A 26,960-nucleotide genomic window follows, 5' to 3' on the forward strand; every position below is an offset into this window, starting at 1 on the left:
CAGAAGGAATCCTCCCCCTATGAAACTTCAAACCACGCTTCGTCTTGGTGCTGCAGCACTTTTTGTTGCCGCACTGCCTTTTTCAGCATCCGCTCAGTTCGCCAAAAAAGAAGATGCCATCAAATACCGTCAGAGTGCCTTTGCTTTGATGGGTACCCATATGGGCCGTATTGGCGCGGTCACCAAGGGTGAAACCCCCTTTAACGCCGCTGAAGTTCAGAAAAGCGCTGCCCTGATCGCCACCCTGTCCAGCCTGCCCTGGGAAGCTTTTGGTCCCGGCACCGAAGGCGGCAAAGCCAAGCCCGCTATCTGGAAAGAAAACGACAAAGTGAAAGCAGGCGCTGACAAGTTCATGAAAGCGGCAGCCGACTTAAACGCTGCTGCCAAATCAGGCAATCTAGACCAGATCAAGAAAGCCTTTGGCGCAACAAGCCAGACCTGCAAGTCCTGCCACGACAGCTACAAAGACAAGTAAGCCATCAGCAGACCCGCAAGAGCAATCACCACGATGGCTCTTGCGCGAATTGCGAAGTCGTCCCGCGATGGGACGACTTTCACATCATCCCCAACCAACTGATCACCAGTGAACATGGGTGTGACCAGATCGTGCCGATGGACCAATCGGTGCACGATCACGGCACCAATGTGCAGCACCACCAGCCCAATCAAGACCCACTCAGTCAGTTGATGCCATTCAGAAGCCAACGCGACCATATCGGAACTGACGTGCTTGACCAATGGGCCATCAAACGCGATTTCGTCAGTGGTAAACAACCCCAGTGTGGATTGAATCGTAAAAAGCCCGATCAGGGCCAAGACCGACAGCGCCCCCAGTGGGGCATGGCCCACCACTGCGGGGAATTTCCCCCGGATTTGCGCGAACACTGCGGAAGGCCCCCGCACAAAACTGCGAAAGCGCGCATGCTCGGGGCCGATAAAGCCCCAGACCAAACGAAAGAGCAACAAGGCGAGCACCGCCATGCCGAATCGGCTGTGCCAGATCATGGCATTGCCACCAATCTTGACGGATGTAAAAGCGCCAAAAACGCTAAATGCCAATGCCCAATGAAAAATTCTTGTGGGCAGATCCCACACACGCACACGACGCATCACTTTTACCTATTCGCTTGAGTTACCAGCTTTTGACCGCGATCACTGCGGCCACAATCACCACTGTGGCCCACCCTAGTTGATCGACATAACGCTCAAGTAAACGTTCCATTTTTTGACCGCCCCACTTCATCAGACCGGCCACCAGATAAAAACGGCCGCCGCGGCCAGCAATCGACGCCAGGGTAAAAGGAATCAATGGCATTCCCATGACACCCGCTGCAATGGTGAAGACCTTGTATGGAATCGGAGAAAAACCAGCAATCAGCACCGCCCAAAAGCCCCACTCCGTAAACCAGCTCTTGGCCGTTTGAAACGCCGGCCAATAATCGGACTGAGATAACCAAGGCTCAATCGCATGAAAAAATGTGGCGCCAATCCAGTAGCCGAAAAGCCCGCCCAACACCGATGTGGCCGTAGTGATCGTGGCATACCACCAGGCCCGATGGGGCTGTGCCAGGCTCATGGGCGCAAGCATCACATCCGGCGGGATCGGAAAAAATGAGGACTCGATAAAACTCAGGCCCCCTAGAATCCAGGGGGCCTTTGGATGACGAGACCAAGACATGACCTGTCGGTACAAGGCAGAAAAAAGACGCATGGCCGGATTATCGGTTATTTTCTCGGCCTGCCTACAATCTCACCAATGACACTCACGCCCTCCCACACCCGACGACAGGCTTTCTTCGCTGGCTGCAGAGATGCGTTAGGTGTGCCCGCTGCGGTGCTACTGGCCGGCATGATCGGGTTTGGTGCGCTGGGGCATGCCAACGGGCTCTCGCTCGGTGTGACCACCGCCAGCAGCATTTTCATGTACGCACTGCCGGGGCAAATCGTGTTTGTGGAAATGCTGGCCCTTGGCGCATCAGGACTCGCCATTGCGATTGCTGCCACGGTGACAGCAGCACGTTTTCTGCCCATGACACTGACCATGGTGCCGCAGTTTCACCCTAGCGATCGGAAACCGTCGCTCTATGGCACTGCGCATTTCATTTCGATGACCAGCTGGGCGGTGATGATGCGTGAGTTCCCCAAAACACCAGTGGAACTGCGGGCGACTTATTTCACGGGCTTTGGCTTTGTCTGCTGGGCAAGCGGGATTCCGGGAACAGCGATTGGCTATCTCATTGCAGGCCATGTGCCTACGCCGATCACCATTGGCCTGGTCATGCTCAATCCACTTTTCTTTTTGCTGAGCTTTGCAGAGGTACGTGCGCAGGCCTATCGGCTTGCGCTACTGATTGGTGGTATTAGTGGGCCGATCATTTACACCTGGTCTCCAAGCTGGAGCATTTTGATCTGTGGTGTTGTGGGGGGCACGATCGCCTTTGTTATTGATGCCAGCCTGCGAAACAGAAAGCGCTGATATGGAAACCTTGCTCGACATTCCAAAATATTCTGCGCTCTGGGCCTGGGCCGTGCTGATGCTGGCGTCGATTGGCACCTATACTTGGCGCGGTCTTGGGGTGATGTTGTCAGGAAAACTTTCGCAAGACAGCCCAATGTTTCGCTGGGTGACTTGCGTGGCTTATGCCATGGTGGCATCGCTGGTGATTCGAATCATCGTGCTGCCCGTTGGCGTGCTGACCCAAGTGCCCATGAGCTATCGACTGATTGCAGCCGGTGTGGCCTTGAGCATTATGTTGTTGCGGAAAAACGCACTCCTGCCCGCCATTAGTACAGGTACGCTACTGATTATCTTGCTCGCCTGGCTGGGCTAAAAGGCCTGCACAAAAAAGCGCAGCGCTTATTCGTTACGGGTGTAAACCGTGCGGCTGGGGAATGGAATTTCAATGCCCTGGTCATCAAATGTGTTTTTCAAGCGACGCAAAAACTCTCGCCGAACCGGGCCTTGTTCGAGCGGCATGACTTTAAAGCGGCAACGCAAGACCACAGCCGAATCGGCCCATTGTTCCACCCCCATAAACTCCACAGGTTCAAGCAGTTTTGAACCAAACGCTAGATCAGCCTGCATGTCGGCACCCACGCCGGTAATGATGGCCTGGATTTTCTCGATACGCTCCCGATATCCCACACTGACGTCAATCACCGCATAAGCAAACTCGCGGCTTCGATTGGTGACCGTTGCAATCACCCCGTTGGGCACATAGTGGACAGCACCTTCAAGATCGCGCAGGCGGACATAGCGAAGGGTGACTTCTTCGACAAGGCCAGTCTTTCCCCCCACCTCAACAGAATCACCAACCCGAATCTGGTTTTCCAGAATCATGACAAAGCCGGTGAAGTAATCTTTGACCAGACTCTGAGCACCGAAACCAACCGCCAGGCCGGCCACACCAGCAGTCGCCAGAATTGGCGCAATGGATATGCCAACTTCCGAGAGCACCAGCATGATGGTGATGGCACCAATCACCACCGTGGCGATATACCGAAACACCCGGATGAGTGTGTCGATGCGCTTGCGTTCTTCGAGATCTGGATTCCTGGCGGTCATGCGCGCGTTCAGGGTACGCAGCACACGGCCCGAGCCACTCATCAGGGCCCAGGAGATCAGCAAAATCAAAAAGACATTGGTCATCGATACGACGACCTTGGCCCAGCCGGGAAGCTCTGCGCCGAACTGAGTAACGAGAAACCGCTCCAGAATATCTTTCATCGTAGAATTCCCATGGGCTGCCCCAGGCAAACACTGACACGGTGTCAGACACCGTGTCTTGGTGTCTGACACCGAGCCTGACACCCAGTAATATAACGTCAATAAATTCCAAGGGAGTCGTAATGACTGGCATTCGCCCAATGTTTTACACCGACGAGCTTTTTGTCGGCCAGACAGCGCAGCAATCCAAGACCATCACTGAGACCGACATTATTTTGTTCTCAGCCGTCTCGATGGACACCAACGCCATCCATCTTGATGAAGACTATGCCAAGACCACCCGGTTTGGCACACGCATTGTGCACGGCATGCTCACTGGCAGCCTGATTTCATCAGTGTTGGCCAATCGCCTTCCGGGGCCAGGCACCATCTTCTTAAGCCAGAGCATGAAATTTTTAGCGCCCGTTCACCCAGGTGAGACGATCACCGCCAAGGTCACGGTTACCGAGATCATGAAAGAAAAAAATCGTGTGAAGCTAGAAACCATCTGCACGGTCAACGGTAAAGAAGTCTTAAAGGGTGAAGCCGTGGTGATGTCGGTGGCCCGCGAGCAATAATGCATATTCGATTCGAAGGCGCCGCCGGAGAAGTTACCGGCTCTCGCTATCACGTTCACACCAAAATCAAGGGGGCTTCCCATGATTTTTTAGTGGACTGCGGCATGTTTCAAGGCGGCCGAGATGCCGACGAAAAAAACATCCTGCCGTTTGGCTTTTCGCCAAAGAAAATCGAATTTGTTGTACTGACCCATGCCCATATCGACCACAGTGGGCTATTGCCAAGGCTCTGTGCCCAGGGGTTCTCGGGGCCAATTTTCTGCACACCGGCCACACTCGATCTGCTGCAAGTCTTACTCACCGACAGCGCCCATATTCAGCTGGGCGAGCGGCAACGCGCCGAGAAGAAAAAGGCCGCCGGTAAATGGCGTGGCGATTTGCCCGAGCCGCTCTACTCACTCAACGATGTTGATCGCTGTATTTCCCAATGCCGGCCCGTGGCTTACGACACACGAAAAAAAATATCGAACAGTGTGACACTCGAGTTTGTCGACGCCGGCCATATTCTGGGCGCGGCATCGGCCATACTGGACATCACTGAAGACGATGAGACAGGCGGCCAGCAGACCAAGCGCCTGGTCTGTTCTGGCGATATCGGCACGCGAAACCGCCCGATCATGAATGACCCGCAACGCATCAAGCAGGCGGATATTCTGATTGTCGAGTCCACCTATGGCAATCGACTGCATCGCACGCTAAAAGACACCGAAGACGAATTGGTGGAAGTCGTGACCAAAACGCTCGCCCAGGGCGGCAATGTGGTGATGCCGGCTTTCGCGGTGGGCCGCACCCAAGAAGTGATCGCAATCTTGGTGGATCTGGTTCGCAAAAAACGCCTGCCGTTTTTGTCCATCTTTGTCGACTCCCCCATGGCAGCACAGGCGTCCCGTATCACGCGCGAACACATGAGCAGCCTGGATGCCGACAGCCAAAACCTCTACCAGTGGGCCATGGCCAACCCCAAGGCCGTACACCTGCGATTCCTCACCGAGGTGGCCGACTCCATCGCATTAAATCAGGTCAAAGGTGGCGCCATTATTTTGTCGGCCAGCGGCATGTGCGAGGCCGGGCGTATCGTGCATCACCTGTATTGGAACCTGCCACGGCCCCAGTCCGCTGTGGTGATTACAGGCTTTCAGGCCGCTGGTACTCGGGGACGACAACTCGTTGACGGGGCCAAGACCATTAAGGTGCTTGGCAAAGAGGTGCCCGTAAAAGCGTCGGTCCACACCCTGGGCGGGCTATCGGCCCACGGAGACCAGGCAGATCTCTTGTGGTGGTGTCGGGGTTTTGAATCTCAGCCCAAAAAAATCTTCGTGACACACGGTGAAGATCTGGCCAGCGAAAACTTCGCGCAGGCGCTACACACAGAACTCGGCTGGGATCATGTGATTCGGCCCAAAAAAGACGATCTCTACCCCTGCTGATCCCGCAACTCGCGGCGCAGAATCTTCCCCACGGTAGACTTTGGCATGGCCTCACGAAGTTCGATGTCGCGTGGCCGTTTGTAGTTGGTGAGATTGGCCGCACAACACGCACGCAGCCCATTGAGATCAAGGCCTGTCGGGCTCGGTACCACATAAAGCCTAACGGCTTCCCCGGTAAATGGATCTGCAACACCCACCGCAGCACATTCCACCACACCAGGAAAGCTGCTGACCACTTGCTCAATTTCACTGGGATAGACATTAAAACCGCTCACCAAAATCATGTCTTTCTTGCGGTCAAGAATGTGCAGATAGCCCTGCTGATCAAAGGCCCCAATATCACCCGTCCGGAAAAAACCGTCAGGCGTAAACACCTGCTCTCGGTCTTCGTCTGAATTCCAATACCCCAACATAACCTGCGGCCCGCGAACGCCAATCTCACCGGTCTGCCCTGGTGCTGGGGCCTCAATCACCTGGCCCTGACCATCAAAGAGCCGTATCTCTGTACCCGGCATGGGCAGGCCCACCGAGCCAGTAAATTCAGACAGGCCCCTGGGAGTTGCCGCCACCACAGGGCTAGTTTCCGATAAACCATAGCCCTCGAGCATGGCAACGCCCGTTTTCTCTTTCCAACGCTTGGCCACACTTTCTGTGACCGACATGCCGCCCCCCACCGCGATTTTGAGCTGAGAAAAATCCATTCGATGAAAATCGGGGTGATTCAACAAGGCATTAAAAAGCGTGTTGACCCCCGGAAATAAATGCGGCGGGTCCATGGCCAGCGATTGAATCACCGATTTCAAATCCCGGGGATTGGGCAGCAGCAGGTTTTTTAAGCCCACCCGAAAGCCCAACATCATGCAGGCCGTAAACGAGAAGATGTGATAAAGCGGCAAGGCACAGACCATGGTCAGGCCGCGAAAATTTGCGTGCTTGGCCTTGATCTCTTGCTCTAACTCGTGCGGCACCAGCCATGAAACGCACTGGTCCAGATTGGCCAATAAATTACCGTGCGTGAGCATCGCCCCCTTGGCCACACCTGTGGTGCCCCCCGTGTATTGCAGCAAGGCCAGATCACTGGGGGATCGCCGAATTGGCGTGCCATTGGTGTTGATCAGTGGCAAGGCCGGATCTTGATCAGATGGTTTGCTCAGAATCGTGGTCCAACGAACAATCCGCCAACGGGCGGGAAACTTCCAAGCCGGAATCATGCGTTTTACATAACGGACAACCCAGTTCACGAAACGGCCCCGCAGGCCCATGGCATCACCCAGCTCCGTTAACACCACCGTCTGTAGTTTTGGGAGTCCGAATTCTTGATCGGCCTTGTCAATCGTGTGGGCGAAATTTTCCAGAGCAATCAGCACCGACACCTTGGCATCGTTCAGCTGCAAGGCAAGTTCTCGGGGCGTGTAGAGCGGGTTGACATTGACCACCACCATGCCCGCACGCAGTATGGCGGCGACGGCCACTGGGTTTTGAAAAATATTGGGCAGCATGACCGCCACCTTGGTGCCGGCAGGCAGGCCCTGCTGAATTAGCCAATATCCAAGGGTCTGCGTCTGCTTGCCAAACTCATGAAAAGAAAGTTCTTGGCCCATGCAGGCATAGGCTGGCCGATCCCGGTATTGGCGTATGGCGTTTTCGATCAACGAGATCAGGGACTGCATCGTTCGGACCCCTTCGATACCAGACCACTACAACTATTGGGCAACCCGCGAACGCAATCCCCACTTCCACAGGGCCTCAAAGGGCAGTGGAATCACCAAAAAGAAATGTTCCAAAATGGCCAGCGAGAAGAGCGTGGCCACCAATGTTAGTCCAGCCGCCTCGAAACTTCCAAGGGTGGCGGCCCCAACTGCCTGCCACATGGGCACGGCCACCAGCAGGGCTGCCGCCACCGAGATCGGAAGAAACAGATTCATCGGCTTGCGGGTGAAATACGTCTGCAAATACTTCAAGTGCTGGGGCAGGAAATCCTCGTTCAGATTTCTGACCCCAAGATAGACGTTGAGCTTGGCGCTCTGACGCATGACCCAAAGCACCAAGTAGGTCCAAAATCCGATTTGATTGGGGCCGTCTTTGGTCATCCACCATACCGCCGCACCCAGTCCGACCAGGGCCAACTCATGATGCAGAACAGCTTCGGCGGCAAACCCAAACTTTTTCCAACCACGCGCGTCTGCAGGGCAGTCGGTTTTCCGAGTGCCTGTGACATAGCCCAGCAAAAACCCAATCTCTTGCCAGGCCCAGACCAAGACGGCGCAGGTAAAGGCACAGTAGGCCGCCCAGACCTCGGTCACCTGACTGGTGAACTGCAGGGCGTAAAGCGCTGCAGCCAAGACCACCGTTGCGCCGCCCATGGTCCACTTAAACGTGTGACGCGGCAGCCCATTCAGATAAAGAATGACGCCGGTGCTAAACCACCATACAAAAACCGTATAGAGCGCTGCGGTGATCACTGCCACTACCATGTCGGGGCGAGACGGACTTCTTTGGGAAGCGCTTGATAGTTCGCAGGAAGAATGTACAAACGGCCAAATACCAAGGCCGCGTTTAGGCCGAGAGCCACCCGCTTCAATGCCCCCATCACACCGCCCTGCTCGCGGGCCTGGGCCACACGCTCGGCGATATCACAGAGCTTTTGAAAACCTGCCAGCAGGCGCGGATCATCAAGATTCAACGTGACCGGAAAGACCTGCTTGGAGATCTCGGTGGTGGTGCGGAAAACTTTGAAATCGTAATCGGTTGGATGGATGCCCACGGCCCGATGAAACTCTGGCCGGGCATGGTCACGAACAAACATGGTGGCGTAGACCGCGAGCTGGAAGAAACGAATCCACAAAAGATTTACCCCTTTTAAAAGCTTGGGGTCGGAGCGCATCAAAATGGCAAAGGCCTCGCCGTGGCGAAACTCGTCATTGCACCATTCTTTGAACCAGCCAAAGATGGGGTGGAACTTGAGCTCGGGGTGCTGCTCAAGCTGACGATAGATGGTGATGTATCGCGCGTAGCCAATCTTTTCAGATAAATAGGTGGCGTAATAAATAAATTTTGGCCGAAAGTAAGTGTACTTCTTGGCCTTGGCCAGAAAGCCCAGATCCACACCAATGCCAAAGTCTTTTAACCACTGATTGATAAAGCCGGCGTGGCGGCTCTCATCGCGGGCCATGTAGCCAAACAGATCACGCATGTCTTCATTTTTAATACGCCGTTTAATCTCGGCATACAACACGCAGCCCGAAAATTCAGAGGTGACCGAGCTGATCAGAAAATCGACAAACTCCTGATACAGGCCATCCGGCAGGTGAGAGTAATCCTGGTTCATGGTCTCTGCCGGCCGCTGGAAGTGATCGCGGTTTTTATCGGAAGCAAATTCCGCCATGAGCGCATCCCACTGCGGGCGAATATGTTCCACGCTGATGCGATCAATCGCATCAAAATCCGTGGTGTAAAAACGCGGGTTGAGCATCGTGCTCTCAAGCGCACGTTCGGTCGCCTCGTTGGTATCAATGCCACGTGGCATGTCTTGTGCAATGGTGTTCATGATGCTCCCCCTGATTGACCGGCAGCATTGCCGGGATGTTTCGGCCGCGGATAGCGCCGCGACTTTGAAAATCTTGTGGTTGAAAAACTCACTTCGTAGAGTGTGGTGAGTTCAAAACGTGCGATAAATTTTGTCCAGAACCGTGAAAACCAGCTGGCTTTGGAGATTGTGGCCTGACGGTCCACCTTGATGTGCTGCCCATAGTCGATGGACGTGGGTGCGTCGTGAACCAAGACCTGATCGCCGGGCCCAATGTCGTTGTCTTGAAGCTCGACATGGGCATAAAAATCGTAAGAGGTGTGGGCGATCTCGACTGTGCACGGTGTTTTAGTTTGCATGACGGCCCCCCGTTTCAGCACTGCCTGGCCGAAGCATGCGTGCAAAGATTGCGGCATTGGTTGGGCCAAAAGATTCCAGGTCGACAATTCGCCCTGTCTCTGGGTCGAACAATGTCAGCCGGCCATCGGCACGGCCCATCAATTGCAGTGGTGCCTCTGGCCCAATGCCGCGTGCCCGACGGTCTCGTGCAAAGCCACGCAGCGTGCCCCGGGCAAAGCCGGCCTCGCCTGTGATGGCATCAATTTTTTGGCCGGTTTTGGCGTCTTTCACCGCAACACTGCCGTCGGGCTGATCTTGAAAGACCAATTCCCGCATCACCAGTGTCTGTGCATCGGGCACCCGAATGGACTCCCCCGAAAAACGCGTTGTTGCGGCAAAACCAATGATGGCCAGCAACACCACGCCCACCGCCAAGATAGGCCAGCGGTTTGAGGAAGCGGCCACCAGTTGACTCATGCGGCACTCATGCGGCCCGATGCCGTGGTTTTGTGGGCATCGCGATCGGCAGAGTGAGCAGCCAAGCGCTGGGGCTCTGCTGGTGCCGATGTTGCCGAAGTGGTCGCAGCTCCCATGTGCTCAGACCATGCCTGCGTGAGAATCTTGGCAACCTGCTGGGCATTGGGCACACAGCGCAGCATGGGCTCTGGCTTGGCATAACGCCATGGGCGCACATGTGGCCAGAGCTGTACATAGCCAATCTTGTCGTTGCCCATGAGTTCCACTGGAATGTCTCCCGTGCCCCGGGACAGTGGCCGAAAGTTGGCTGCCGTGATTCGCTTAAATGGCAGATTAAACGTGACCGTTAATACAATGCCGACCCGCATGATCAGACGACGATTGGTGATCGTATAGACGGTGGTCTTGGCTGAAAAATACGCGATCATGGCCAGAACGCCCATGGCGGAAGACGCCAAAATGGTCAGCCACAGGGCAGACACCAAGGCCGTCTGCAGGCCCAGCCCGTCAGTCAGCACCACAAACACACGAATCGCGATGATCACCGCAAAATAGACCACCAGCTTTCGAAGATGAAGGGCATGGCGGGCCATAGCCTTCCAATCTGGTGCCCCCTGCCAAAGAATCCGCTCGGTTGGCGGAAGCTCCTCTGGCAGTCCGTATTGCGGCTCGATCTCATGCTCGTGATCGTGGCCGTGGGTGTGACTGACAGCGGGTTTCATATCAGCGGTTCCTGGCGATCAGGCGTGGCATACAAACGACCGCCACCGTAATAGCCGGCGATCTTGTCTTCCTCTAGAAGCGTGACCTGATCGGGATGCTTGGTCGTGGGCACATCCGCAAACTGCCGGCCAGTGATGGCTGGCACACGTACGCCGTAGCGATACACACGGGCAAATGGCACCGGCAACAGAACGCGCTTGCCGCCCGGCACTTCGACCTCAAAGTAACGGAAGAGCATTTCAGACTGGTCAACCCAGAGATCGACAATCTTGCCGCCCACTTCGTTATCGGCGCCCAACACATCTAGGCCGCGCGGATCAATGTCATTGACCGAAACGCTGTGATCCGGCGAATTCCGCAGCGGCAGAATACGCAGGCCGCCGTCGTGGGTGTGATCGGGATGATCCGCACGGGCAGTCCACGCGCCGGGGCCTATGCCATCGAGCATAGGGTTGCCGGTTGGTTCGATCGGCGAGCCGGGGTAGTTACCGAAACGACGTGCTGCCAATGGCGGCGCGTCTTTATCGCGACTGTGTGGCGCGACCATCTCGGTGCCGTCGGCAAGCTTATAGGTCTTGGGACGGGGGATCGGAGGCCAGCCCTGGATGTCTTTGTAATCTTTGCGATCACTCTCCAGTGGATAGCCCTCGCGCTTGCCTTCTTGCACTAGGTAATACACCAGACCAAAAAAGAAAATCCAGAATACGTAGAGCACCAGCTGCGCTGCGTCTACATATCCGGTAATTGCACCTGTTCCCATGGTTACTCTCCTTAAATGATTGGTTAGCCGGGGAATTCAGCTAAACCAAACTTCGAAACCGGTTTTGTTGAATCTTTTGATGCGCGTCTTGAAATGCGCACCAGTGGACCAATCGCCACCAGGGTTGCCAACAACATATAAATCTCAAGGTGATACACAAAGCTGTAGCCGGTGGCCGGGTTGGCCAACGTGCTGCCGATCTCGCCATGGACTGCGAGTGTGGAGACCAGATCTCGAATCGCACCACCCAAGGCCATGGAGACACCCACCGCCGTGGCATTCACCGCGCCCCAGGCCCCAAGAATTAATCCGCTGGTGCCAAAGTGATCGTCTGCATCATGGGCGGCAATCTCCATTGCCGCAGTCAGCGTGCCCACTGAAAAAAGCCCGCTACCAAAACCAATCAGGGTCGCACCGAATCGGAATAAATTCGGCTCGCCCAGTGGCTCAGAAAAAATCACGCACGAAAATGCGACCAGACCCACCACCGCCCCAAGGGCAGAGATGCGATAGGGATCGGCACCACGACTTAACCAACGGGCCGACAGGCTAAACGCCAACAAGGCGCCTGCAGCCATCATGGCCGTGAGCATGGTGGTGGCCGATACCGACAGGCCAAGAATCTCACCGCCATAGGGCTCAAGAATGATGTCCTGCATGCCAAACGCTGCTGTCCCCAGGCCCAGCGCCACCAAGAACCGCATGGTGTTGGGCTGCTTGGAAAAGGCGCGCCAGGTCTCGCCAAATGTTGGCCGTGCAATCTTTGCGGATGTGCGATGGGGGTTGCGGGCCTCTTGTTTCCAAAGCGCCACGACATTTAACACAGCACTCATTCCGGCCGCGCCCTGAATGACTTTAATCAGCTTGAGTTGGGTGAATTCCTCAAGCAGCCAGCCAAAGACCAGGCCGCTGACCACCATGCCCACCAACAGCATGGCGTACATCATGGCCACCACGCGGGGGCGAGAGTCTGCGGGTGCAATGTCTGTAGCGAGCGCCAGGCCCGCTGTCTGAGTGGTCTGCAGGCCAATGCCCACCAGTAAAAATGCCAAGGCCGTGGCCACATGGGCTACCCAGGCCGGCCAATTGCTATCGCCAGAGAGCAAGATCAAGGCAAACGGCATGATCGATAGGCCGCTGAACTGAAACAGTGTGCCCAGCCAGATATAGGGCACACGGCGCCAACCCAAAACAGAACGATGGGTGTCGGATTTAAATCCGACCAAAGCACGAAACGGCGCAAACAATAAAGGCAGTGCCACCATCAAAGACACCAGCCAGGCACCCACGCCAAGCTCGACAATCATGACGCGATTCAGTGTGCCAATCAGCAACGCAGTGGCCATGCCGACCGACACCTGAAAGAGCGACAACTGAAACAGGCGCCGCAGCGGCAGCTCTTTGGTGGCGACATCGGCAAAGGGCAAGAGCTTTGGACTCACACGAGTCCACTTGCGCCAGGAACGAAGTTGTTTGGCCTTGCTCATGCTGACCTCACCAGTTCCATTGCCTGAGAGGTATAAAAGCCGCTTGAGATCTTCTCAGTTCGGCCCACCTGAAATTCGCGCAAGGCCGACTCTGATTCAACCAATCGACGTAACTTCGTGTAGGCCACCGGCTGAATAAACGGCGCCCGGTCTTTGCGCGGAAATAATTTGCCCACCGTGATCATGGTCGCCAGGGCCATGTTTTTGGGCGGAAAGGTAAAGATCACGGCTCGGCGCGTGCGGGCTGCAAAACCCGACAGCACCCGCACGACATCTTTCGGGTGATAGTGAATCAGCGAATCCATGCCCACCACGTAATCGAACTCGCCGAGCGCTGGGTCAAACATATCGCCCGACAAAAATTCAATGGCGCCTTCGCCAAGATCTGCAGGGGCCCGCTCACGGGCCAAGTTCACCAGCGTGGGCGACAAATCGATCGCCACCACATGGGCCCCACGGCGGGCGGCCTCGACCGACAAGGCACCCGTGCCGCAGCCCGCATCCAATACACGCAGCCCCCTTAGATCTTGGGGCATCCATGACAAGAGCGTGGCCCGCATACGATCACGGCCAGCACGCACGGTGGCCCGCACGCCACTCACCGGGGCGGTCGATGTGAGACGGGCCCAGGTCTCAGCAGCAGTGCGATCGAAGTAATGCTCGATTCGCTCGCGCTGCTTGATGTAAGTGCCTGAATGCGTCTGGTTCATGGTCTGGTTCGGTTTACTCACTCTGATCAATGCGCTTAATTAATCAAACCCAAGCAAATCAAAAATATCGCGATCTTTCATGGGCTCTGCATTTAAGGGGTCGACACCCGCCCAGAGTTTTTCGGCCAGACGGATGTATTCGTCTTGGACTTTTTTCAACTCTGGCGAGTCTTCCATCTCGAACAGCGTGGACTTTTTTAAGCGGCTACGACGAATCACATCCAGATCGGGGAAGTGGGCCATGGTCTTTAGGCCAATCTGCTCATTGAACTTGTCGATCTGGTCGGTCGCTGCACTGCGGTTGGCAATCACGCCACCAAGGCGGACGTTGTAATTTTTTGCTTTGGCGCCAATCGCCTGAACGATTCGGTTCATGGCAAAGATGGAATCGAAATCGTTGGCCGTGACAATCAGTGCGCGATCGGCATGCTGCAGGGGCGCTGCAAAACCGCCACAGACCACATCACCCAGCACATCAAAGATCACCACGTCGGTGTCTTCTAGCAGATGGTGCTCTTTTAAGAGCTTGACTGTCTGACCAACCACATAACCGCCGCAGCCTGTGCCTGCGGGTGGGCCGCCGGCCTCAACGCACATCACGCCGTTGTAGCCTTTAAAGACAAAGTCTTCGATACGCAGCTCTTCGGAGTGAAAATCGACCGACTCCAACACGTCAATCACGGTCGGCATCAGTTTTTTGGTGAGCGTAAAGGTGGAGTCATGCTTGGGGTCACAGCCAATCTGCAACACCCGTTTACCGAGTTTGGAAAACGCGACCGAGAGATTCGATGACGTGGTGCTCTTGCCAATACCGCCTTTGCCATAAATGGCAAAGACCTTGGCATTGCCAATCTTCATGTTCGGGTCTAGTTGGACTTGGACACTGCCCTCGCCGTCAGGACGGCTGCTAGGTCGTTTGATGTCCGAAAACGGCACGGTTGCCACGTTCATGTTGATGCTCCCTCATAGACGCCTTCAAGGCGATCTTCTAGTTCTTCACCGGCCTGACGCAGCGCCGCTAATGTTTTGGCATCCGGATTCCAGAATTGCCGCTCGGATGCCTCGAGCAGACGATTGGCCACTTTGGCAGAGGCCGCTGGATTAAGTTTGGCCAGACGATCACGCATCTCGGGGTCGAGCATGAAGGTCTGGGTGAGTTGCTGATAGACCCAGGGCTGGACCTGGCCAGTGGTGGCCGACCAACCCATGGTGTTGGTGATATGGACTTCAATCTGACGCACACCCTCGTAGCCATGCTTGAGCATGCCCTCGTACCACTTGGGGTTCAGCATACGGGTGCGGGTCTCAAGGGCCACCTGCTCGGTGAGTGTGCGAACCGTGCCCTCGCCCTTGGTCTGATCCCCGATATAAACGGGTGGTGTCTTGCCGCCCTTGGCGCGCTTGACTGCACCAGTAATGCCGCCCAGGGTGTCAAAGTAGTTATCCACCGTGGTGACACCCAGCTCGACCGAATCTAGATTCTGATAAGTGAGCTGCACGTCTTTCAGCACACTTTGCAGCAGCTTGGGCTGCTGAATGGGCCGGCCACTTCGGCCATAAGCAAAGCCTTTGCGGCGCGAATAGGTTTCGGCAAGCTCATCTTCCTGATCCCAGCGGCTGTTTTCCACCAGGTTGTTGACGTTGGAGCCATAGGCGCCCTCGGCATTGCCGTACACGCGAAGAGATGCCTCTTCCAGGCTGCACTGATGCTCGGCCATATAGGCCAGGGCATGCTTGCGAATGAAATTCTGCTCGGCGGGCTCGTCGGCCTCGGCAGCCAAGAACGCAGCCTCTGCCAGTAATTTAATTTGCAACGGCATCAGGTCACGGAAGATGCCAGACAGCGTAATCACTACGTCAATACGCGGGCGGCCCAGCGCTTCTAATGACAAGAGCTTGGCACCCGCAATCCGGCCATAGCTATCAAAACGTGGCTCTGCGCCCATTAAGAAGAGCGCCTGTGCAATCGGGCTGCCCTCGGTCTTTAAGTTGTCGGTACCCCAGAGCACCATCGCAATCGACTCGGGCAGTGGATTGCCATCGGCAATGTAACGATCCAGAAGCTTTTGCGCCTGCTTGGCACCATCACGCACGGCAAAAGCACTTGGAATTTTGAAGGGATCAAAACCGTGAAGATTTCGGCCAGTGGGCAGCACTTCAGGTGTGCGCAACACATCGCCACCAGGCGCAGGCCGGATGAAGCGGCCATCAAGGGCCTGCAAGACACCGTCGACTTCGGTGTCTTTGGCCAGTAATTCATTGGCATTGACCAAAGACTGCACCAGACTGGTCAGGCTTTCTTCTTCGATTGTTGCCGCCTGACGCTCATCGTTGCGCTTGATACCGTCTTGCGTATCACGCTGGACACGCTTGATCACCTCGGAAACAGACTCGCCTTCAACAATCGCACGAGCGGTATCACGGGACATCGACAGGCCCGATGATGCGTCCGCCATAGAGGTGAGCATGTCGATGCGCTCTTCTTCGTTGGGCGGTATGCCCACCACATGCAGGCCATGCGGGATCAGGGTGTATTCCAGTTCCAATACCGCTTCATAAAGCTTGTGGATTTCGCGCTCAGCCTCACTCTCCGCACCATCCGTCGACATAATCGACCACAGGGGCTCGGCCGCTACCAAATCCAGCTCTGCTGCCTGCGATTGCACCAACACAGCGGTCTCGGCCCGATCTGTTGAATCCGGGTCCAACTGACGCCAACGGTCAATCGAGGATTTCAAGTCCATCAGGCCGCGATAAAGCCCCGCCTGCGACACCGGCGGCGTGAGATAACTGATCAGGGTCGCACCAGCACGGCGTTTCGCAATCGCGCCCTCGGAAGGGTTGTTCGACGCGTACAGATAAAAATTGGGCAGATCGCCAATCAGCCGATCCGGCCAGCAGGCGCCTGACATGCCCGACTGTTTGCCCGGCATAAACTCCAGCGCGCCGTGGGTACCGAAGTGCAAGACTGCATTGGCCTTGAAGTCCTCACGCAGATAGCGATAGTTTGCGGAAAACGCATGGGTCGGCGCAAAGCCCTGTTCGAACAACAGCCGCATGGGGTCGCCTTCGTAGCCCATGCTGGGCTGAATCGTGACCAACACATTGCCGTACTGTCGGCCCAAAACAAAAATGGAACTGCCGTTGCTGAGATGACGGCCAGGTGCTGGCCCCCATTGGGCTTCAATTTCTGAGAGCCACTTCTCACGACGGACATGATCGTCGGCCGAGATCAGGGTGTGAACGTTGGCATCTGTGCCGTACTGATCTTTGTTACCAATGATGATCTGATCACGCAATGCATCCACGCTCTCGGGTAATTCAACCTGATAGCCCCGGGCCTGCATGGCCTTCATCACCTGATAGAGCGACTCAAACACCGACAAATAAGCGGCAGTGCCCGTGTTGCCTGCATTGGGCGGGAAGTTGAAGATCACAATGGCAATCTTGCGCTCGGCACGGGCCGCACGGCGCAACTCAACCAAGCGAGCCACCCGAGAAGCCAGCATGTGAGCTCGCTCTGTGCAGGTGTGCATGTCTTGCGCGTTGTGGCTTTGGGTAAAGGCGCAATGCTCGTGACAGCCCTGACAAGTCGTGCCAGGGTTGCCCGCACGGCCACCAAAGACCATGGGCGATGTGGCGCCATCCAGCTCAGGAATCGCCACCATGATGGTGCTTTCAACCGGCAACAGTCCCCGCTCAGAATCGCCCCACTGATCCAGCGATTGAAATTCCACGGGGTGTGCCGCAATATAGGGCACATCTAATTTCGCGAGTGTTTCTTCTGCTGCCTTGGCATCGTTATAGGCGGGCCCCCCGACCAGCGAAAATCCCGATAACGACACCACCGCGTCTACCGTGGGCTGGCCATTTTCAATAAAGAATTTATCCACGGCGGGACGTGCATCCAGGCCCGCTGCAAAAGCGGGCACCACCTGCAGCCCACGCGCTTCAAGGGCGGCGATCACGCCGTCATAGTGGCCTGAGTTTCCAGACAGCAAGTAAGAGCGCAACAACAACAGGCCAACACGGCCTTTGGCATTGGCATTCGACACCACCGTTGGCAACTCGGAAGCCTCGTCTGACATGCGGGACTTCATGCGGGGGTGATAGACACCAAGATCGGGATACTCAATTGGTAATGGCGGATCGTCTTTGCCACGCAAGACTTCACGTGGGCCGGCCGCATATTTGTTCACCAAAAAACGCACCATGTTGAGCATGTTCTCTTCAGAACCGCCCAACCAGTATTGCAACGACAGGAAATAAGAGCGCACATCCTGTGCCGTGCCAGGAATAAATCGCAGCATCTTGGGCACACGGCGCAACATCTTCATCTGCGCAGCGCCACCGGTGGATGTCTTGTCTTTGTTGCCACGCAGCCGCTTTAAAAGTGCCGTAAGGCCGCTGGCGGGCTTACTCATATCAAACTTACCAAGCCGGGTGTAGCGGACCACTTCAGATGCCGACATGGCGCAGACCATGGCATCACACTGCTCGCGACGCGACTCAAGCGTGGGCAGAATCGGCAAGAAATGCTCTTCCAAAAAGAGCATGGTCACCACAATAATGTCGGCCTGCTCAATATCCTGAATGCACTCTTCTAAATAACGCGGATCATTACTCCACTCCGATGCGGCATGCATAGTGAGCGACAGGTTGGGGAGCTGCTTGGTCAATCTTGCTTTGGCACGTGCAGTTGCCGTGGCCAAATGCGTATCCATGGTCACGATCGTGACCCGAATCGGCGGAACAGACGTGGTTCCTTTATCGACTGAAGTGGGCTTTGGCATCGTAAAGTGTTTCAACAGTGATCAAATGAACGCCACGCTCTTGGGCATAGCGCTCGGTGTTACGGCGGGCTTTGCCCCGCACAAAAAATGGAATTTTGTTGAGTTCTTTTTGCGCATCTGGTGCCCAGTTGGGCACCACGATCGCTTCGGCGGCATCACTCCCCGCCGCAAGGGCGGTGGCGGTGCCTTGCTCGGCTGCAAGAACCGTGGCCCCTGCCGCCACCGCAGGTTGTTTTGCAGCATCTGCCGAGAGCGGGGCTGCGGCACCATGGCCCAGATGCGACGGCGCAGCACCATCATGAAACTCAAAATCTTCCCGAAACATGTGAATCAGGTGCTCTTCCAAGCCCATCATCAGGGGATGAATCCAGGTGTCAAACAACACGTTGGCGCCTTCAAAGCCCATCTGCGGTGAGTAACGGGCAGGAAAATCCTGCACGTGAACCGGAGCGGAAATCACCGCACAAGGAACCGACAAGCGCTTGGCAATATGGCGTTCCATCTGGGTTCCCAGCACAAGTTCCGGATGAAGCGCAGCCACCTGCTCTTCCACTTCCAAATAATCGTCGGTGATCAAGGGCTCAACGCCATAGATCTTGGCGGCTTCACGAATTTCACGGGCAAACTCACGGCTGTAGGTGCCAAGGCCCACCACGGTGAACCCCATTTCCTGGGCAGCCACACGAGCGGCGGCAACCGCATGGGTGGCGTCGCCAAAAATAAAGACCCGCTTGCCGGTGAGATAAGTCGAGTCCACCGAGCGGGAATACCAGCCGGCCCGTGCCGAAGCATTCGCCAGACTTGTGGCATCAATGCCCGCTAAGCCAGCGACTTCCTGAATGAATTCACGGGTAGCACGATTGCCAATTGGAATTGTTTTGGTGAACGGCAGACCAAACTGCCGCTCCAGCCACGATGCCACCTGCTGGCCTGTTTCCGGATAGAGCAGCACGTTGAAGTCAGCATGAATCAGCTCGGTTAAATCAGAAGGGCTGGCATGCAGGGGTGCTACGACCGCGACATCAATACCAATCTGATCAAGCAGCTTGGTGATCTCGGTCACATCATCACGGTGTCGAAACCCAAGCGCGGTTGGCCCCAAAAGATTACATCGCGGCCGGCCGGATGTTCTTGGTGTGCGGGTGCGGCCATGACACATGGCCCGAACCATCTGATAAAAAGTTTCTGATGCGCCCCAGTTTTCTTTACGCTGATAGGAAGGCAGCTCTAGTGGCACCACAGGAATGGGCAGATTCAAAGCAAGTGCCAGGCCAGCGGGATCGTCTTGAATCAATTCAGCGGTGCAGGAAGACCCCACCATCATGGCTTGCGGCTTGAATCGCTCATAAGCGGCACGGACCGATGACTTAAAGAGCTCAGCAGTGTCTTTGCCCAGATCGCGCGCCTGGAAGGTGGTGTAAGTCACCGGCGGCCGCTGCGGCAGCCGCTCAATCATGGTGAAGAGCAAGTCAGCGTAGGTGTCGCCCTGCGGCGCATGCAAGACATAGTGGACATCACGCATGGCCGTGGCCACGCGCATTGCGCCAACATGGGGCGGTCCTTCGTAAGTCCAGAGGGTAAGTTTCATCTCTGCCCCCTTAAGCCGCTAACAAAGACCGGCGCCGTAATGGCCGCACGAAAAGTTCTGCGAGATCTGGCGCCTGGTCATAGCCCTGGATGGGACTAAAGACGAGTTCAATCGACCATTTGGTCGTGATGCCCTCTTGCTCAAGCGGATTGGCCAGACCAAGCCCACAGACCACAATATCGGGCGCTGCAGCCCGACAGCGATCGAGCTGGGCTTCGACATCTTGCCCCTCGGAGATGACCGTGCCCGCGGGCAACATGGCCATTTCTTCGGCCAGATGTTGTTTGTGAAGATAGGGTGAGCCAACTTCCGTGAGTTGCATGCCAAGCTCGCGATTCAGAAAACGGGCCAAGGGCACTTCCAACTGCGAATCGGGAAAGAAAAAGACGCTCTTGCCCGCAAGGTGTTCACGCTGCCGCGCAACCGCCGCAGCCGCACGATCCCGGCTGGGTGCAATGGTCTGTTCAAAATGCGCCACATCCACGCCCCACTGGGCTGCGATGGCCGATAGCCATGCTGTGGTGCCCTCGACACCCAAGGGAAACGGCGCGGCAATGCGTTGCGCTCCGCGCGCTTCTAACGCCCGGGCGGTGTCACCCAAAAATGGCTGGGCCAAGATGAAACGTGTGTTGGGGCCAACCGTTGGCAGTTCAGTGGATCGACGCGATGGCAGACAGACCACCGGACCAACGCCCATCTTTTCAAAAAGGCGCATGAACTGGTCTTCCACGATATCGGCAAGCGTGCCCACAATCATGAGTTCGGGTGGCGCCTGTACTGGGGCCTGCTGCAACGTGGGCACCAGTGCCGCCAATGCAGCATCTTCCCCCTGGGTAAAGGTGGTCTCAATACCGCTGCCTGAATAAGAGAGCACCGCCACTTTTGGCGCGAACTGACGGCTAAGCCGCTGGGCCGCCCGTGAGAGATCAAGCTTGATCACCTCGGATGGGCAAGAGCCCACCAAGAACAGCATCTTGATGTCCGGCCGACGCTCTAATAAACGGGCCACCACGCGATCTAATTCATCATTGGCGTCGGCAAGACCGGCCAGATCACGATCATCGATGATGGCGGTTGCAAAGCGGGGCTCTGCAAAAATCATCACTCCCGCTGCGGATTGGATCAGGTGGGCACAGGTACGCGAGCCCACCACCAAGAAAAACGCATCTTGAATTTTTCGGTGCAACCAGATGATGCCGGTCAGGCCACAAAAGACTTCGCGCTGGCCGCGCTCACGAATCACCGGTGCGTCCGCACACCCACCCGTTGTGGGAAAGCTGGCCACCACAGGATGAAGTGGGATTGTCTTGGTCATGCGGCCACTCCCCGCAAACAATCGTCTTGGGCCTGCTGCAATCGCGCAGCGCGTAATTTCAAAATGAATTGGGTGGCATTAATCACATAGGCCAAGTAAGCGGCCAGGGCCAGATACATCAGCTGGTTGACCGACCACCATTGGCCAAACAGACCCAGCAGATAAGCCGTGTGTAAGGCCAAGACCAGCATGCTGAACACGTCTTCCCAGAAAAAGGCGCGTGCAAACAGATACTTCCCAAAGACGACCTTTTCCCAGATACAGCCCGTCACCATAATGAGATACAGCAGGCAGGTTTTTAAAACGATTGAGGCCGTGGCAATCCACTCCCCCTGACCCGTCCAAAGAAATCGAACCACCAAAATGGTGCTGGCAATAAAGACCAAAAACTGGATCGGGGCGAGTACCCCCTGAACAATTGTCCAAGGCGTCTGGTCCCGACGAATACGCTCTTCCGGTGTGTAAAGAGGCTTCAGATCAGCCAACGCGAATGCTCCTACTAGATGCTTTTGTCCCAACTTCGACTCTAGAACTGAGGGCCATAACTGTCAACTAAATTTGACATCAATTGTCCTTGACAAACTGTAAACTAGCGCGTACATCTAGCTTTGCCTTTTGACAAGTTCCGCGCGACCCCTTAAAACGAAGTGTTTTCCGGTGGATCGTCGCGGGCACCAGGAACTCGCAAGGACTTCGCGGCTTATGATTAATGAGTGCTCACATTCAAAAAGAGCGAATCGGGGTCTAGGTTCACCCGCTAGGCTTTTTGTTATTGACTACCATGCAGGACCCCAAGCACATCGGTCAAAAGCGCGAACCGTTGACGGACTCCTGCGGGGTGTCGTCTGCAGCGCAGAATCCCATAAATGGGGACGGAACATCCCGGGGCTTTGCCGAAGCCACCGCCAGCCAACATCCGGAGGAACACATGGAATGGCTGGTTAAAACCATCGAGGCGGAGATCATTCCGCGATTAATGGCCGCCCACCACGAAGAAGAACTAGGTGCGGCTGCCGATGCCGCATCAGTCCAGCCCTCTGAAGTCTTGGACTTCACCGAAATTATTCTGAATAACGAGTCGGCGATCTGTCACAGCTATATCGAATCCATTCGAAATCGTGGGGTCTCACTGAAAAGGGTTTATTTGGAACTGCTGACCCCGTCGGCAAGACTTCTTGACGAGATGTGGACCCAGGATCGTTGCGATTTCACCCAAATCACCATTGCGCTCTGGCGAATCCAGCAGGTCATGTGCGACCTGAGCCCCGAGTTTCGAACCGACACGGAACTCTGGAATGCCCATCGGCGCAAAATTATGCTCATGCCCGTGCCGGGGTCGCAACACACGCTGGGCGTCCTGATGGTGGCCGAGTTTTTCCGCCGTGCTGGCTGGGCCGTCTGGGGTGAGCCGGCCGCAGGCAAAAACCGACTGCTAGAAGCCATTAGCCAAGAGTGGTTTGATATCGCTGGGGTCTCCGTTGGTTCCGAGGCACAGTTAGCCGGCCTGGCCGAATTCATTGCCGATTTGCGCAACGCCTCAAAAAACAAGGCACTGCTGGTGATTGCGGGTGGCCCCCTGCTGATCCACCACCCTGAGCACGCTGCCAGCATTGGTGCCGATGCGACCGCAAGAGATGCGGAACACGCGATTGCCGAAGCCGAACGGCTCTTGGCCCTGCACCAACAAAAACTATCCATGCGGGAGCCGCGGTCAGTCTCACCATGAATGCCCCGACCAACGGAAACCATCCGCCCATCGCGCTGGACATCAGCACAACGCTGAGCATCATTGCAGCGGCTGCGGATCTTTCCTTGGTCATTGACCCCAACGGTGACATTCGCGAAGTACGGGTCAGCAACGAGCAACTCCCTCTCGATAGCATCGAGACTTGGCGCGGAAAGCCTTGGGCCTCGGTCGTCACAAGCGAGAGCCGCGTCAAAGTTGAAGAACTAATTGCAGATGCGGCAGCACTGCGGCCAAGCCGCTGGCGGCATATCAACTACCCATCGCGCCAAGGCGCTGATGTTCCAATCCTCTGCGCAGCAATTCGGGCCGGTGAAGACGGCAGCATCATCGCCTTTGGTCGTGACCTGCGGACCATGGCTTCGCTTCAGCAACGCCTGGTCGAGGCCCACCAGGCCATGGAGCGCGATTACCTGCGCATGCGTCACATGGAGACGCGCTACCGGTTGCTGTTTGAGCTTGCCGCAGAGGCCGTGCTGATCATTGACACCAGTAGCCAGAGAATCCTTGAGGCTAATCCAGCTGCATCAAAAATTCTCGGCATTCAGACTAAAAAAATGCTCGGCAAAACCTTGTCCGAGTGTGTCGCCGAAACCCACCGCAGTGTGATCGAAGACCTACTGCAGGCCGTGCGCTCCACCGGCGAGGCAGACGCAAGAACCATCTCCGATGCGAAAGACAGCCTGGACATTACGGTGTCAGCATCGCTCTTTCGCCAAGAAAGCGGCACGCTATTTCTGGTGCGGCTCACGCCATCGATTCTTCATGACGATACGGCAGGCGCCAACACAAAACGCAGTGTGTTAATGGAAGTGCTAGAGCGCTCCCCCGATGCGTTTGTGGTGACCGACAATAGCGGCAAGATCCTAACCTGCAATCACGCGTTTATTGAGATGGCCCAGCTCACCAAGGTGGAGCAGGTGATTGGCCGTAACTTAAGCGACTGGCTTGGCCGCTCGGATGTGGACTTAAGCGTGCTGATTGCCAATATCCAACAACGCGGTGCGGTGCGTTTATTTGCCACCATGCTGCACGGGGTCAACGGTGCCGATCTGCAAGTGGAAATTTCCGGTGTTGCCGTGAAATCCAGCCCAACGCCATGCCTTGGCTTTAGCATTCGTGATGTGGGCCAGCGCCTTGGCACGGAGCGCCCATCATTACATCAACTGCCACGCTCCGCTGACCAGTTGGTCGAGCTTGTGGGCCGCGTGCCACTCCAAGAAATTGTGAGCGAAACCGCTGACTTGATTGAGAAACTTTGTATCGAAGCGGCACTCCGGCTCACCCGTGACAACCGGGCTTCTGCCGCAGAGATGCTGGGCTTGTCCCGCCAGAGTCTCTACGTGAAGCTGCGGCGCTATGGGATTGGTGAAGTCACCGACCGCAGTAAAAAATAGTTTTTTTGAGACGTGTCAATGAAGTCTTAAAAAGCACCGCAAGACCTTCATCTGACAAAATTCCTTCCAGTACACTAAGCCGATGATTGCAGTCATTGTCTTAGTGAATATCAAGCCCGGAAGCAGACTCTGGGGGTTCATGCGTTTTGTCCTTGGCCGTTTTCCTTTGCGAAACGTGCCGGGCCTGCGTTTTTCAAAAATTCTGGGCAGCGGCCAAAACGGCGGCTTTGGTCTGAAACCCAGCGCGACACGCCAGGGCCTATTCTGTATCTTCGACCAGCGCTCACAGGCCGAAGATTTTTTAAATCACTCGAAAGTTGTCGCAGACTATCGGGCCCATTCCGATGAGTTTTTCTGCGCCACGCTGTCGGCGTTCTCGGTCAAAGGTACTTGGTCTGGCCAATCCATGGATGTCACCGACACTGAACCTACCACCGGGCCGATTGCCGCACTGACACGCGCATCGATTCGGCCATCAAAAGCATCGCAGTTCTGGAGCAATTCCCCGCCCGCAGAAGAGTCATTGGGCCAAGCCACCGGCTGCCTTCTTGCCGTCGGACTCGGCGAAGCACCAATCTTCCGACAGGCCACCTTCAGTATCTGGGAAAGTATCGACCACATGAATCGCTATGCACGCACCGGCGCCCACATGGAAGCCATTCGTGCATCACTGGGCGGTAATCATTTTTCCGAATCCATGTTCGTGAGATTTAGGCCCCTGCAGACCAGCGGCCAGTGGAAAGGCAAACGCTTTGCCTAAGGCCAGCGGCCATCGTGTTGTGGTGGTCGGTGGTGGCATTGCAGGTCTGGCCAGCGCGCTTGAATTGGCTATTGCGGGGTTAGACGTCACCCTGCTCGACAGGGCCAACACCCTTGGCGGCAAACTTCATCAAGTCCAAACCAACGGCGTGGGCATTGATGGCGGCCCCACCGTCTTTACCATGCGCTGGATATTTGATGCGCTCTTTGAAAAAGCGGGCACACGGCTTGAAGACGAGCTCAATGTTCATCAGGCGCAGATCATTGCCCGGCACGCCTGGGGGCCAGGTGAACAACTAGATCTGCACGCCGATCTGCATCAATCCGTAAAAGCCGTGGAAGCGTTTTCAGGGCATGCCGAAGCCAATCGTTTTCTTGCCTTTTGCGAACAAGCCAAGCAGGCCTATCAAACGCTTGAGGCCGCCTATATTCGCTCTGAGCGGCCAAGCGTGATGTCCATGAACAACGACCTGGGCTTATCGGGCTTAAAGGTCCTGTGGGATATCGGCCTGTTTCAGACACTTTCGAAATCACTGGGTCGTTATTTCAAAGACCCCCGGCTACACCAGCTCTTTTCTCGATACGCCACCTATTGCGGCTCATCTCCGCTGCAGGCCCCCGCCACGCTCATGCTGATTGCGAATGTGGAAATGCAAGGAGTCTGGGTGATTGATGGCGGCATGACCGCACTGGCCCGATGCCTGCAACGACTCGCCGAAAAGCATGGGGTGCGGGTGCAAACCAATGCCGACTGCCAAACTATTGTCATGCGCGATGGCCGTGTCTGCGGCGTGCAACTCGCGGGCGGTGAAATCATTCCTGCCGACTCTGTGATTTTTAATGGCGATGTTGCAGCACTACGAAACGGCTCCGTTGGCCTGTGGGAGCAACACGATCTGACAGCAGCTTTAACGTCTGCACAAAACAAGCCATCGTCAATCGCAGAAAAAGCCTTTGGCCCAGCAGAAGATGACCTTTCAAAACGCTCGCTCTCGGCAATGACACTATCGATTCATGCCAAGATACAAGGCTTTCCGCTGGTCTATCACAATTTGTTTTTCAATCAGAACTACGCCTCTGAATTTGAAGACATCTTTGCACACCATCGGCTGCCACGGCATCCAACCGTCTATGTCTGCGCCCAGGACCGTCGAGATGATGCGCAATCGAATGCCGATCTTGGGGCAGAACGACTACTATTGTTGATCAATGCACCGGCGACAGGAGATCGCCGGGAATTCGATTCTTCGGAGATTGAGGCATGTACCCAAGCCGGCTTTGCACTGATGGCACGCTGTGGTCTAACGATCGACCATCAGGCCCACAACACCGTGATCACCACACCCAGCAGTTTTCATCGGCGCTTTCCCGCAACCGGTGGGGCGCTCTATGGCCATGCGACTCACGGCTGGATGAGCTCGTTTGCGCGCCACTCCTCCAAGAGCGGCATTCCGGGCTTGTATCTGGCGGGGGGCTCAGTGCACCCGGGGCCGGGCGTACCGATGGCGGCCATGTCGGGCCGGTTGGCGGCCGCCACCCTAATGGGGCACCTCGGTTTGATCAGACCGTCCGGCCGGGTGGTTATCTCTGGTGGTATGTCGACGCATTAAGTGACGATGGCCAATATGGCC

Annotated in this window: 26 protein-coding genes; 9 read left to right on the forward strand and 17 right to left on the reverse strand. The window is 55.9% G+C overall.

Annotated elements, in window-relative coordinates:
- Window positions 1-19 precede the first annotated feature (19 nt).
- A complete protein-coding gene (locus AOB54_08170; GenBank protein WVN41447.1) occupies window positions 20-475 on the forward strand; it encodes a cytochrome c in 456 nt (151 codons plus the stop codon).
- Here AOB54_08170 and AOB54_08175 read toward each other — a convergent pair.
- Together AOB54_08175 and AOB54_08180 are read right to left on the reverse strand one after the other, a co-directional pair.
- Window positions 460-1,110, reverse strand: coding sequence for a cytochrome b/b6 domain-containing protein (locus AOB54_08175; GenBank protein ID WVN41448.1), 651 nt, complete (start codon window positions 1,108-1,110; stop codon window positions 460-462). The genes AOB54_08170 and AOB54_08175 overlap by 16 nt on opposite strands.
- A gap of 22 nt (window positions 1,111-1,132) precedes the next feature.
- The gene (locus AOB54_08180; protein WVN41449.1) at window positions 1,133-1,711 is read right to left on the reverse strand and encodes a YqaA family protein; all 579 of its coding nucleotides are present in this window, start codon (window positions 1,709-1,711) and stop codon (window positions 1,133-1,135) included.
- A 45-nt stretch (window positions 1,712-1,756) separates the two neighbouring features.
- Between AOB54_08180 and AOB54_08185 the strand changes: the two genes are divergently transcribed.
- Window positions 1,757-2,476 (forward strand): AzlC family ABC transporter permease, encoded by a 720-nt coding sequence (locus tag AOB54_08185; protein ID WVN41450.1) that lies wholly within the window; start codon window positions 1,757-1,759, stop codon window positions 2,474-2,476.
- Window position 2,477: 1 nt separating this feature from the next.
- Window positions 2,478-2,831 carry an AzlD domain-containing protein gene (locus AOB54_08190; GenBank protein ID WVN41451.1) on the forward strand — a complete coding sequence of 118 codons (354 nt, stop codon included), beginning with the start codon at window positions 2,478-2,480 and terminating at the stop codon, window positions 2,829-2,831.
- Window positions 2,832-2,857: 26 nt separating this feature from the next.
- Here AOB54_08190 and AOB54_08195 read toward each other — a convergent pair whose 3' ends face one another.
- Window positions 2,858-3,727 carry a mechanosensitive ion channel family protein gene (locus tag AOB54_08195; GenBank protein WVN41452.1) on the reverse strand — a complete coding sequence of 290 codons (870 nt, stop codon included), beginning with the start codon at window positions 3,725-3,727 and terminating at the stop codon, window positions 2,858-2,860.
- A 122-nt stretch (window positions 3,728-3,849) separates the two neighbouring features.
- Here AOB54_08195 and AOB54_08200 point away from each other — a divergent pair, with 122 nt between their 5' ends.
- Window positions 3,850-4,284, forward strand: coding sequence for a MaoC family dehydratase (locus AOB54_08200; protein ID WVN41453.1), 435 nt, complete (start codon window positions 3,850-3,852; stop codon window positions 4,282-4,284).
- Window positions 4,284-5,711, forward strand: coding sequence for an MBL fold metallo-hydrolase (locus AOB54_08205; protein WVN41454.1), 1,428 nt, complete (start codon window positions 4,284-4,286; stop codon window positions 5,709-5,711). The genes AOB54_08200 and AOB54_08205 overlap by 1 nt, the downstream gene beginning before the upstream one ends.
- Here the strand turns inward: AOB54_08205 and AOB54_08210 are convergent.
- Genes AOB54_08210 through bchF form a run of 14 tightly spaced genes read right to left on the reverse strand, consistent with a single transcriptional unit; the run spans window position 5,699 to window position 21,914 of the window.
- Window positions 5,699-7,381 (reverse strand): AMP-binding protein, encoded by a 1,683-nt coding sequence (locus AOB54_08210; protein WVN41455.1) that lies wholly within the window; start codon window positions 7,379-7,381, stop codon window positions 5,699-5,701. The two genes, AOB54_08205 and AOB54_08210, sit on opposite strands and share 13 nt — an antisense overlap.
- A gap of 33 nt (window positions 7,382-7,414) precedes the next feature.
- A complete protein-coding gene (puhE, locus tag AOB54_08215) occupies window positions 7,415-8,179 on the reverse strand; it encodes a putative photosynthetic complex assembly protein PuhE (GenBank protein WVN41456.1) in 765 nt (254 codons plus the stop codon).
- The gene (gene acsF / locus AOB54_08220) at window positions 8,179-9,237 is read right to left on the reverse strand and encodes a magnesium-protoporphyrin IX monomethyl ester (oxidative) cyclase (GenBank protein WVN42808.1); all 1,059 of its coding nucleotides are present in this window, start codon (window positions 9,235-9,237) and stop codon (window positions 8,179-8,181) included. The genes puhE and acsF overlap by 1 nt, the downstream gene beginning before the upstream one ends.
- 17 nt (window positions 9,238-9,254) lie before the next feature.
- Window positions 9,255-9,596, reverse strand: coding sequence for a hypothetical protein (locus AOB54_08225; protein ID WVN41457.1), 342 nt, complete (start codon window positions 9,594-9,596; stop codon window positions 9,255-9,257).
- A complete protein-coding gene (gene puhC, locus AOB54_08230) occupies window positions 9,586-10,053 on the reverse strand; it encodes a photosynthetic complex assembly protein PuhC (GenBank protein WVN41458.1) in 468 nt (155 codons plus the stop codon). The genes AOB54_08225 and puhC overlap by 11 nt, the downstream gene beginning before the upstream one ends.
- Window positions 10,050-10,775: a photosynthetic complex putative assembly protein PuhB gene (gene puhB / locus AOB54_08235; protein WVN41459.1), complete on the reverse strand. Its 726-nt coding sequence runs from the start codon at window positions 10,773-10,775 to the stop codon at window positions 10,050-10,052. The genes puhC and puhB overlap by 4 nt, the downstream gene beginning before the upstream one ends.
- A complete protein-coding gene (gene puhA, locus AOB54_08240) occupies window positions 10,772-11,536 on the reverse strand; it encodes a photosynthetic reaction center subunit H (GenBank protein ID WVN41460.1) in 765 nt (254 codons plus the stop codon). Before puhA ends, puhB begins: the two co-directional genes overlap by 4 nt.
- Window positions 11,537-11,559: 23 nt before the next feature.
- Window positions 11,560-13,023 carry a BCD family MFS transporter gene (locus AOB54_08245; protein ID WVN41461.1) on the reverse strand — a complete coding sequence of 488 codons (1,464 nt, stop codon included), beginning with the start codon at window positions 13,021-13,023 and terminating at the stop codon, window positions 11,560-11,562.
- On the reverse strand, window positions 13,020-13,733 hold the full coding sequence (gene bchM / locus AOB54_08250) for a magnesium protoporphyrin IX methyltransferase (protein ID WVN41462.1): 714 nt from the start codon (window positions 13,731-13,733) through the stop codon (window positions 13,020-13,022). Before bchM ends, AOB54_08245 begins: the two co-directional genes overlap by 4 nt.
- 39 nt (window positions 13,734-13,772) lie before the next feature.
- On the reverse strand, window positions 13,773-14,684 hold the full coding sequence (gene bchL, locus AOB54_08255; GenBank protein ID WVN41463.1) for a ferredoxin:protochlorophyllide reductase (ATP-dependent) iron-sulfur ATP-binding protein: 912 nt from the start codon (window positions 14,682-14,684) through the stop codon (window positions 13,773-13,775).
- Window positions 14,681-18,526, reverse strand: a complete 3,846-nt coding sequence (locus tag AOB54_08260) for a magnesium chelatase subunit H (GenBank protein ID WVN41464.1) — start codon at window positions 18,524-18,526, stop codon at window positions 14,681-14,683. Before AOB54_08260 ends, bchL begins: the two co-directional genes overlap by 4 nt.
- Window positions 18,501-20,114 (reverse strand): ferredoxin:protochlorophyllide reductase (ATP-dependent) subunit B, encoded by a 1,614-nt coding sequence (gene bchB / locus AOB54_08265; GenBank protein ID WVN41465.1) that lies wholly within the window; start codon window positions 20,112-20,114, stop codon window positions 18,501-18,503. The genes AOB54_08260 and bchB overlap by 26 nt, the downstream gene beginning before the upstream one ends.
- Window positions 20,115-20,124: 10 nt before the next feature.
- Window positions 20,125-21,429, reverse strand: a complete 1,305-nt coding sequence (locus AOB54_08270; GenBank protein WVN41466.1) for a ferredoxin:protochlorophyllide reductase (ATP-dependent) subunit N — start codon at window positions 21,427-21,429, stop codon at window positions 20,125-20,127.
- Window positions 21,426-21,914 (reverse strand): 2-vinyl bacteriochlorophyllide hydratase, encoded by a 489-nt coding sequence (bchF, locus tag AOB54_08275; protein ID WVN41467.1) that lies wholly within the window; start codon window positions 21,912-21,914, stop codon window positions 21,426-21,428. The genes AOB54_08270 and bchF overlap by 4 nt, the downstream gene beginning before the upstream one ends.
- 296 nt (window positions 21,915-22,210) lie before the next feature.
- Between bchF and AOB54_08280 the strand changes: the two genes are divergently transcribed.
- The 4 genes from AOB54_08280 (at window position 22,211) to crtD (ending at window position 26,939) form a co-directional block, all read left to right on the forward strand.
- Entirely contained in the window at window positions 22,211-23,155 is a 945-nt protein-coding gene (locus AOB54_08280; GenBank protein WVN42809.1) for a cobalamin-dependent protein, read from the forward strand.
- Window positions 23,152-24,570, forward strand: a complete 1,419-nt coding sequence (gene ppsR, locus AOB54_08285) for a transcriptional regulator PpsR (GenBank protein ID WVN41468.1) — start codon at window positions 23,152-23,154, stop codon at window positions 24,568-24,570. Before AOB54_08280 ends, ppsR begins: the two co-directional genes overlap by 4 nt.
- 82 nt (window positions 24,571-24,652) lie before the next feature.
- Window positions 24,653-25,330 carry a spheroidene monooxygenase gene (locus AOB54_08290; GenBank protein ID WVN41469.1) on the forward strand — a complete coding sequence of 226 codons (678 nt, stop codon included), beginning with the start codon at window positions 24,653-24,655 and terminating at the stop codon, window positions 25,328-25,330.
- The gene (gene crtD, locus AOB54_08295; protein WVN41470.1) at window positions 25,323-26,939 is read left to right on the forward strand and encodes a 1-hydroxycarotenoid 3,4-desaturase CrtD; all 1,617 of its coding nucleotides are present in this window, start codon (window positions 25,323-25,325) and stop codon (window positions 26,937-26,939) included. The genes AOB54_08290 and crtD overlap by 8 nt, the downstream gene beginning before the upstream one ends.
- The last annotated feature ends 21 nt before the right edge of the window (window positions 26,940-26,960 follow it).

This window comes from beta proteobacterium MWH-UniP1, assembly GCA_036362785.1.
Taxonomy (GTDB): Bacteria; Pseudomonadota; Gammaproteobacteria; order Burkholderiales; family Burkholderiaceae_A; genus Lacustribacter.

Bases quoted from the DNA above. Each gene is read 5' to 3' on its own strand.
- AOB54_08170 (WVN41447.1), top strand. From the start codon at position 20: ATGAAACTTCAAACCACGCTTCGTCTTGGTGCTGCAGCACTTTTTGTT.
- AOB54_08175 (WVN41448.1), bottom strand. From the start codon at position 1,110: ATGCGTCGTGTGCGTGTGTGGGATCTGCCCACAAGAATTTTTCATTGG.
- AOB54_08180 (WVN41449.1), bottom strand. From the start codon at position 1,711: ATGCGTCTTTTTTCTGCCTTGTACCGACAGGTCATGTCTTGGTCTCGT.
- AOB54_08185 (WVN41450.1), top strand. From the start codon at position 1,757: ATGACACTCACGCCCTCCCACACCCGACGACAGGCTTTCTTCGCTGGC.
- AOB54_08190 (WVN41451.1), top strand. From the start codon at position 2,478: ATGGAAACCTTGCTCGACATTCCAAAATATTCTGCGCTCTGGGCCTGG.
- AOB54_08195 (WVN41452.1), bottom strand. From the start codon at position 3,727: ATGAAAGATATTCTGGAGCGGTTTCTCGTTACTCAGTTCGGCGCAGAG.
- AOB54_08200 (WVN41453.1), top strand. From the start codon at position 3,850: ATGACTGGCATTCGCCCAATGTTTTACACCGACGAGCTTTTTGTCGGC.
- AOB54_08205 (WVN41454.1), top strand. From the start codon at position 4,284: ATGCATATTCGATTCGAAGGCGCCGCCGGAGAAGTTACCGGCTCTCGC.
- AOB54_08210 (WVN41455.1), bottom strand. From the start codon at position 7,381: ATGCAGTCCCTGATCTCGTTGATCGAAAACGCCATACGCCAATACCGG.
- acsF (WVN42808.1), bottom strand. From the start codon at position 9,237: ATGCCACGTGGCATTGATACCAACGAGGCGACCGAACGTGCGCTTGAG.
- AOB54_08225 (WVN41457.1), bottom strand. From the start codon at position 9,596: ATGCAAACTAAAACACCGTGCACAGTCGAGATCGCCCACACCTCTTAC.
- puhC (WVN41458.1), bottom strand. From the start codon at position 10,053: ATGAGTCAACTGGTGGCCGCTTCCTCAAACCGCTGGCCTATCTTGGCG.
- puhB (WVN41459.1), bottom strand. From the start codon at position 10,775: ATGAAACCCGCTGTCAGTCACACCCACGGCCACGATCACGAGCATGAG.
- puhA (WVN41460.1), bottom strand. From the start codon at position 11,536: ATGGGAACAGGTGCAATTACCGGATATGTAGACGCAGCGCAGCTGGTG.
- AOB54_08245 (WVN41461.1), bottom strand. From the start codon at position 13,023: ATGAGCAAGGCCAAACAACTTCGTTCCTGGCGCAAGTGGACTCGTGTG.
- bchM (WVN41462.1), bottom strand. From the start codon at position 13,733: ATGAACCAGACGCATTCAGGCACTTACATCAAGCAGCGCGAGCGAATC.
- bchL (WVN41463.1), bottom strand. From the start codon at position 14,684: ATGAACGTGGCAACCGTGCCGTTTTCGGACATCAAACGACCTAGCAGC.
- AOB54_08260 (WVN41464.1), bottom strand. From the start codon at position 18,526: ATGCCAAAGCCCACTTCAGTCGATAAAGGAACCACGTCTGTTCCGCCG.
- bchB (WVN41465.1), bottom strand. From the start codon at position 20,114: ATGAAACTTACCCTCTGGACTTACGAAGGACCGCCCCATGTTGGCGCA.
- AOB54_08270 (WVN41466.1), bottom strand. From the start codon at position 21,429: ATGACCAAGACAATCCCACTTCATCCTGTGGTGGCCAGCTTTCCCACA.
- AOB54_08280 (WVN42809.1), top strand. From the start codon at position 22,211: ATGCAGGACCCCAAGCACATCGGTCAAAAGCGCGAACCGTTGACGGAC.
- ppsR (WVN41468.1), top strand. From the start codon at position 23,152: ATGAATGCCCCGACCAACGGAAACCATCCGCCCATCGCGCTGGACATC.
- AOB54_08290 (WVN41469.1), top strand. From the start codon at position 24,653: ATGATTGCAGTCATTGTCTTAGTGAATATCAAGCCCGGAAGCAGACTC.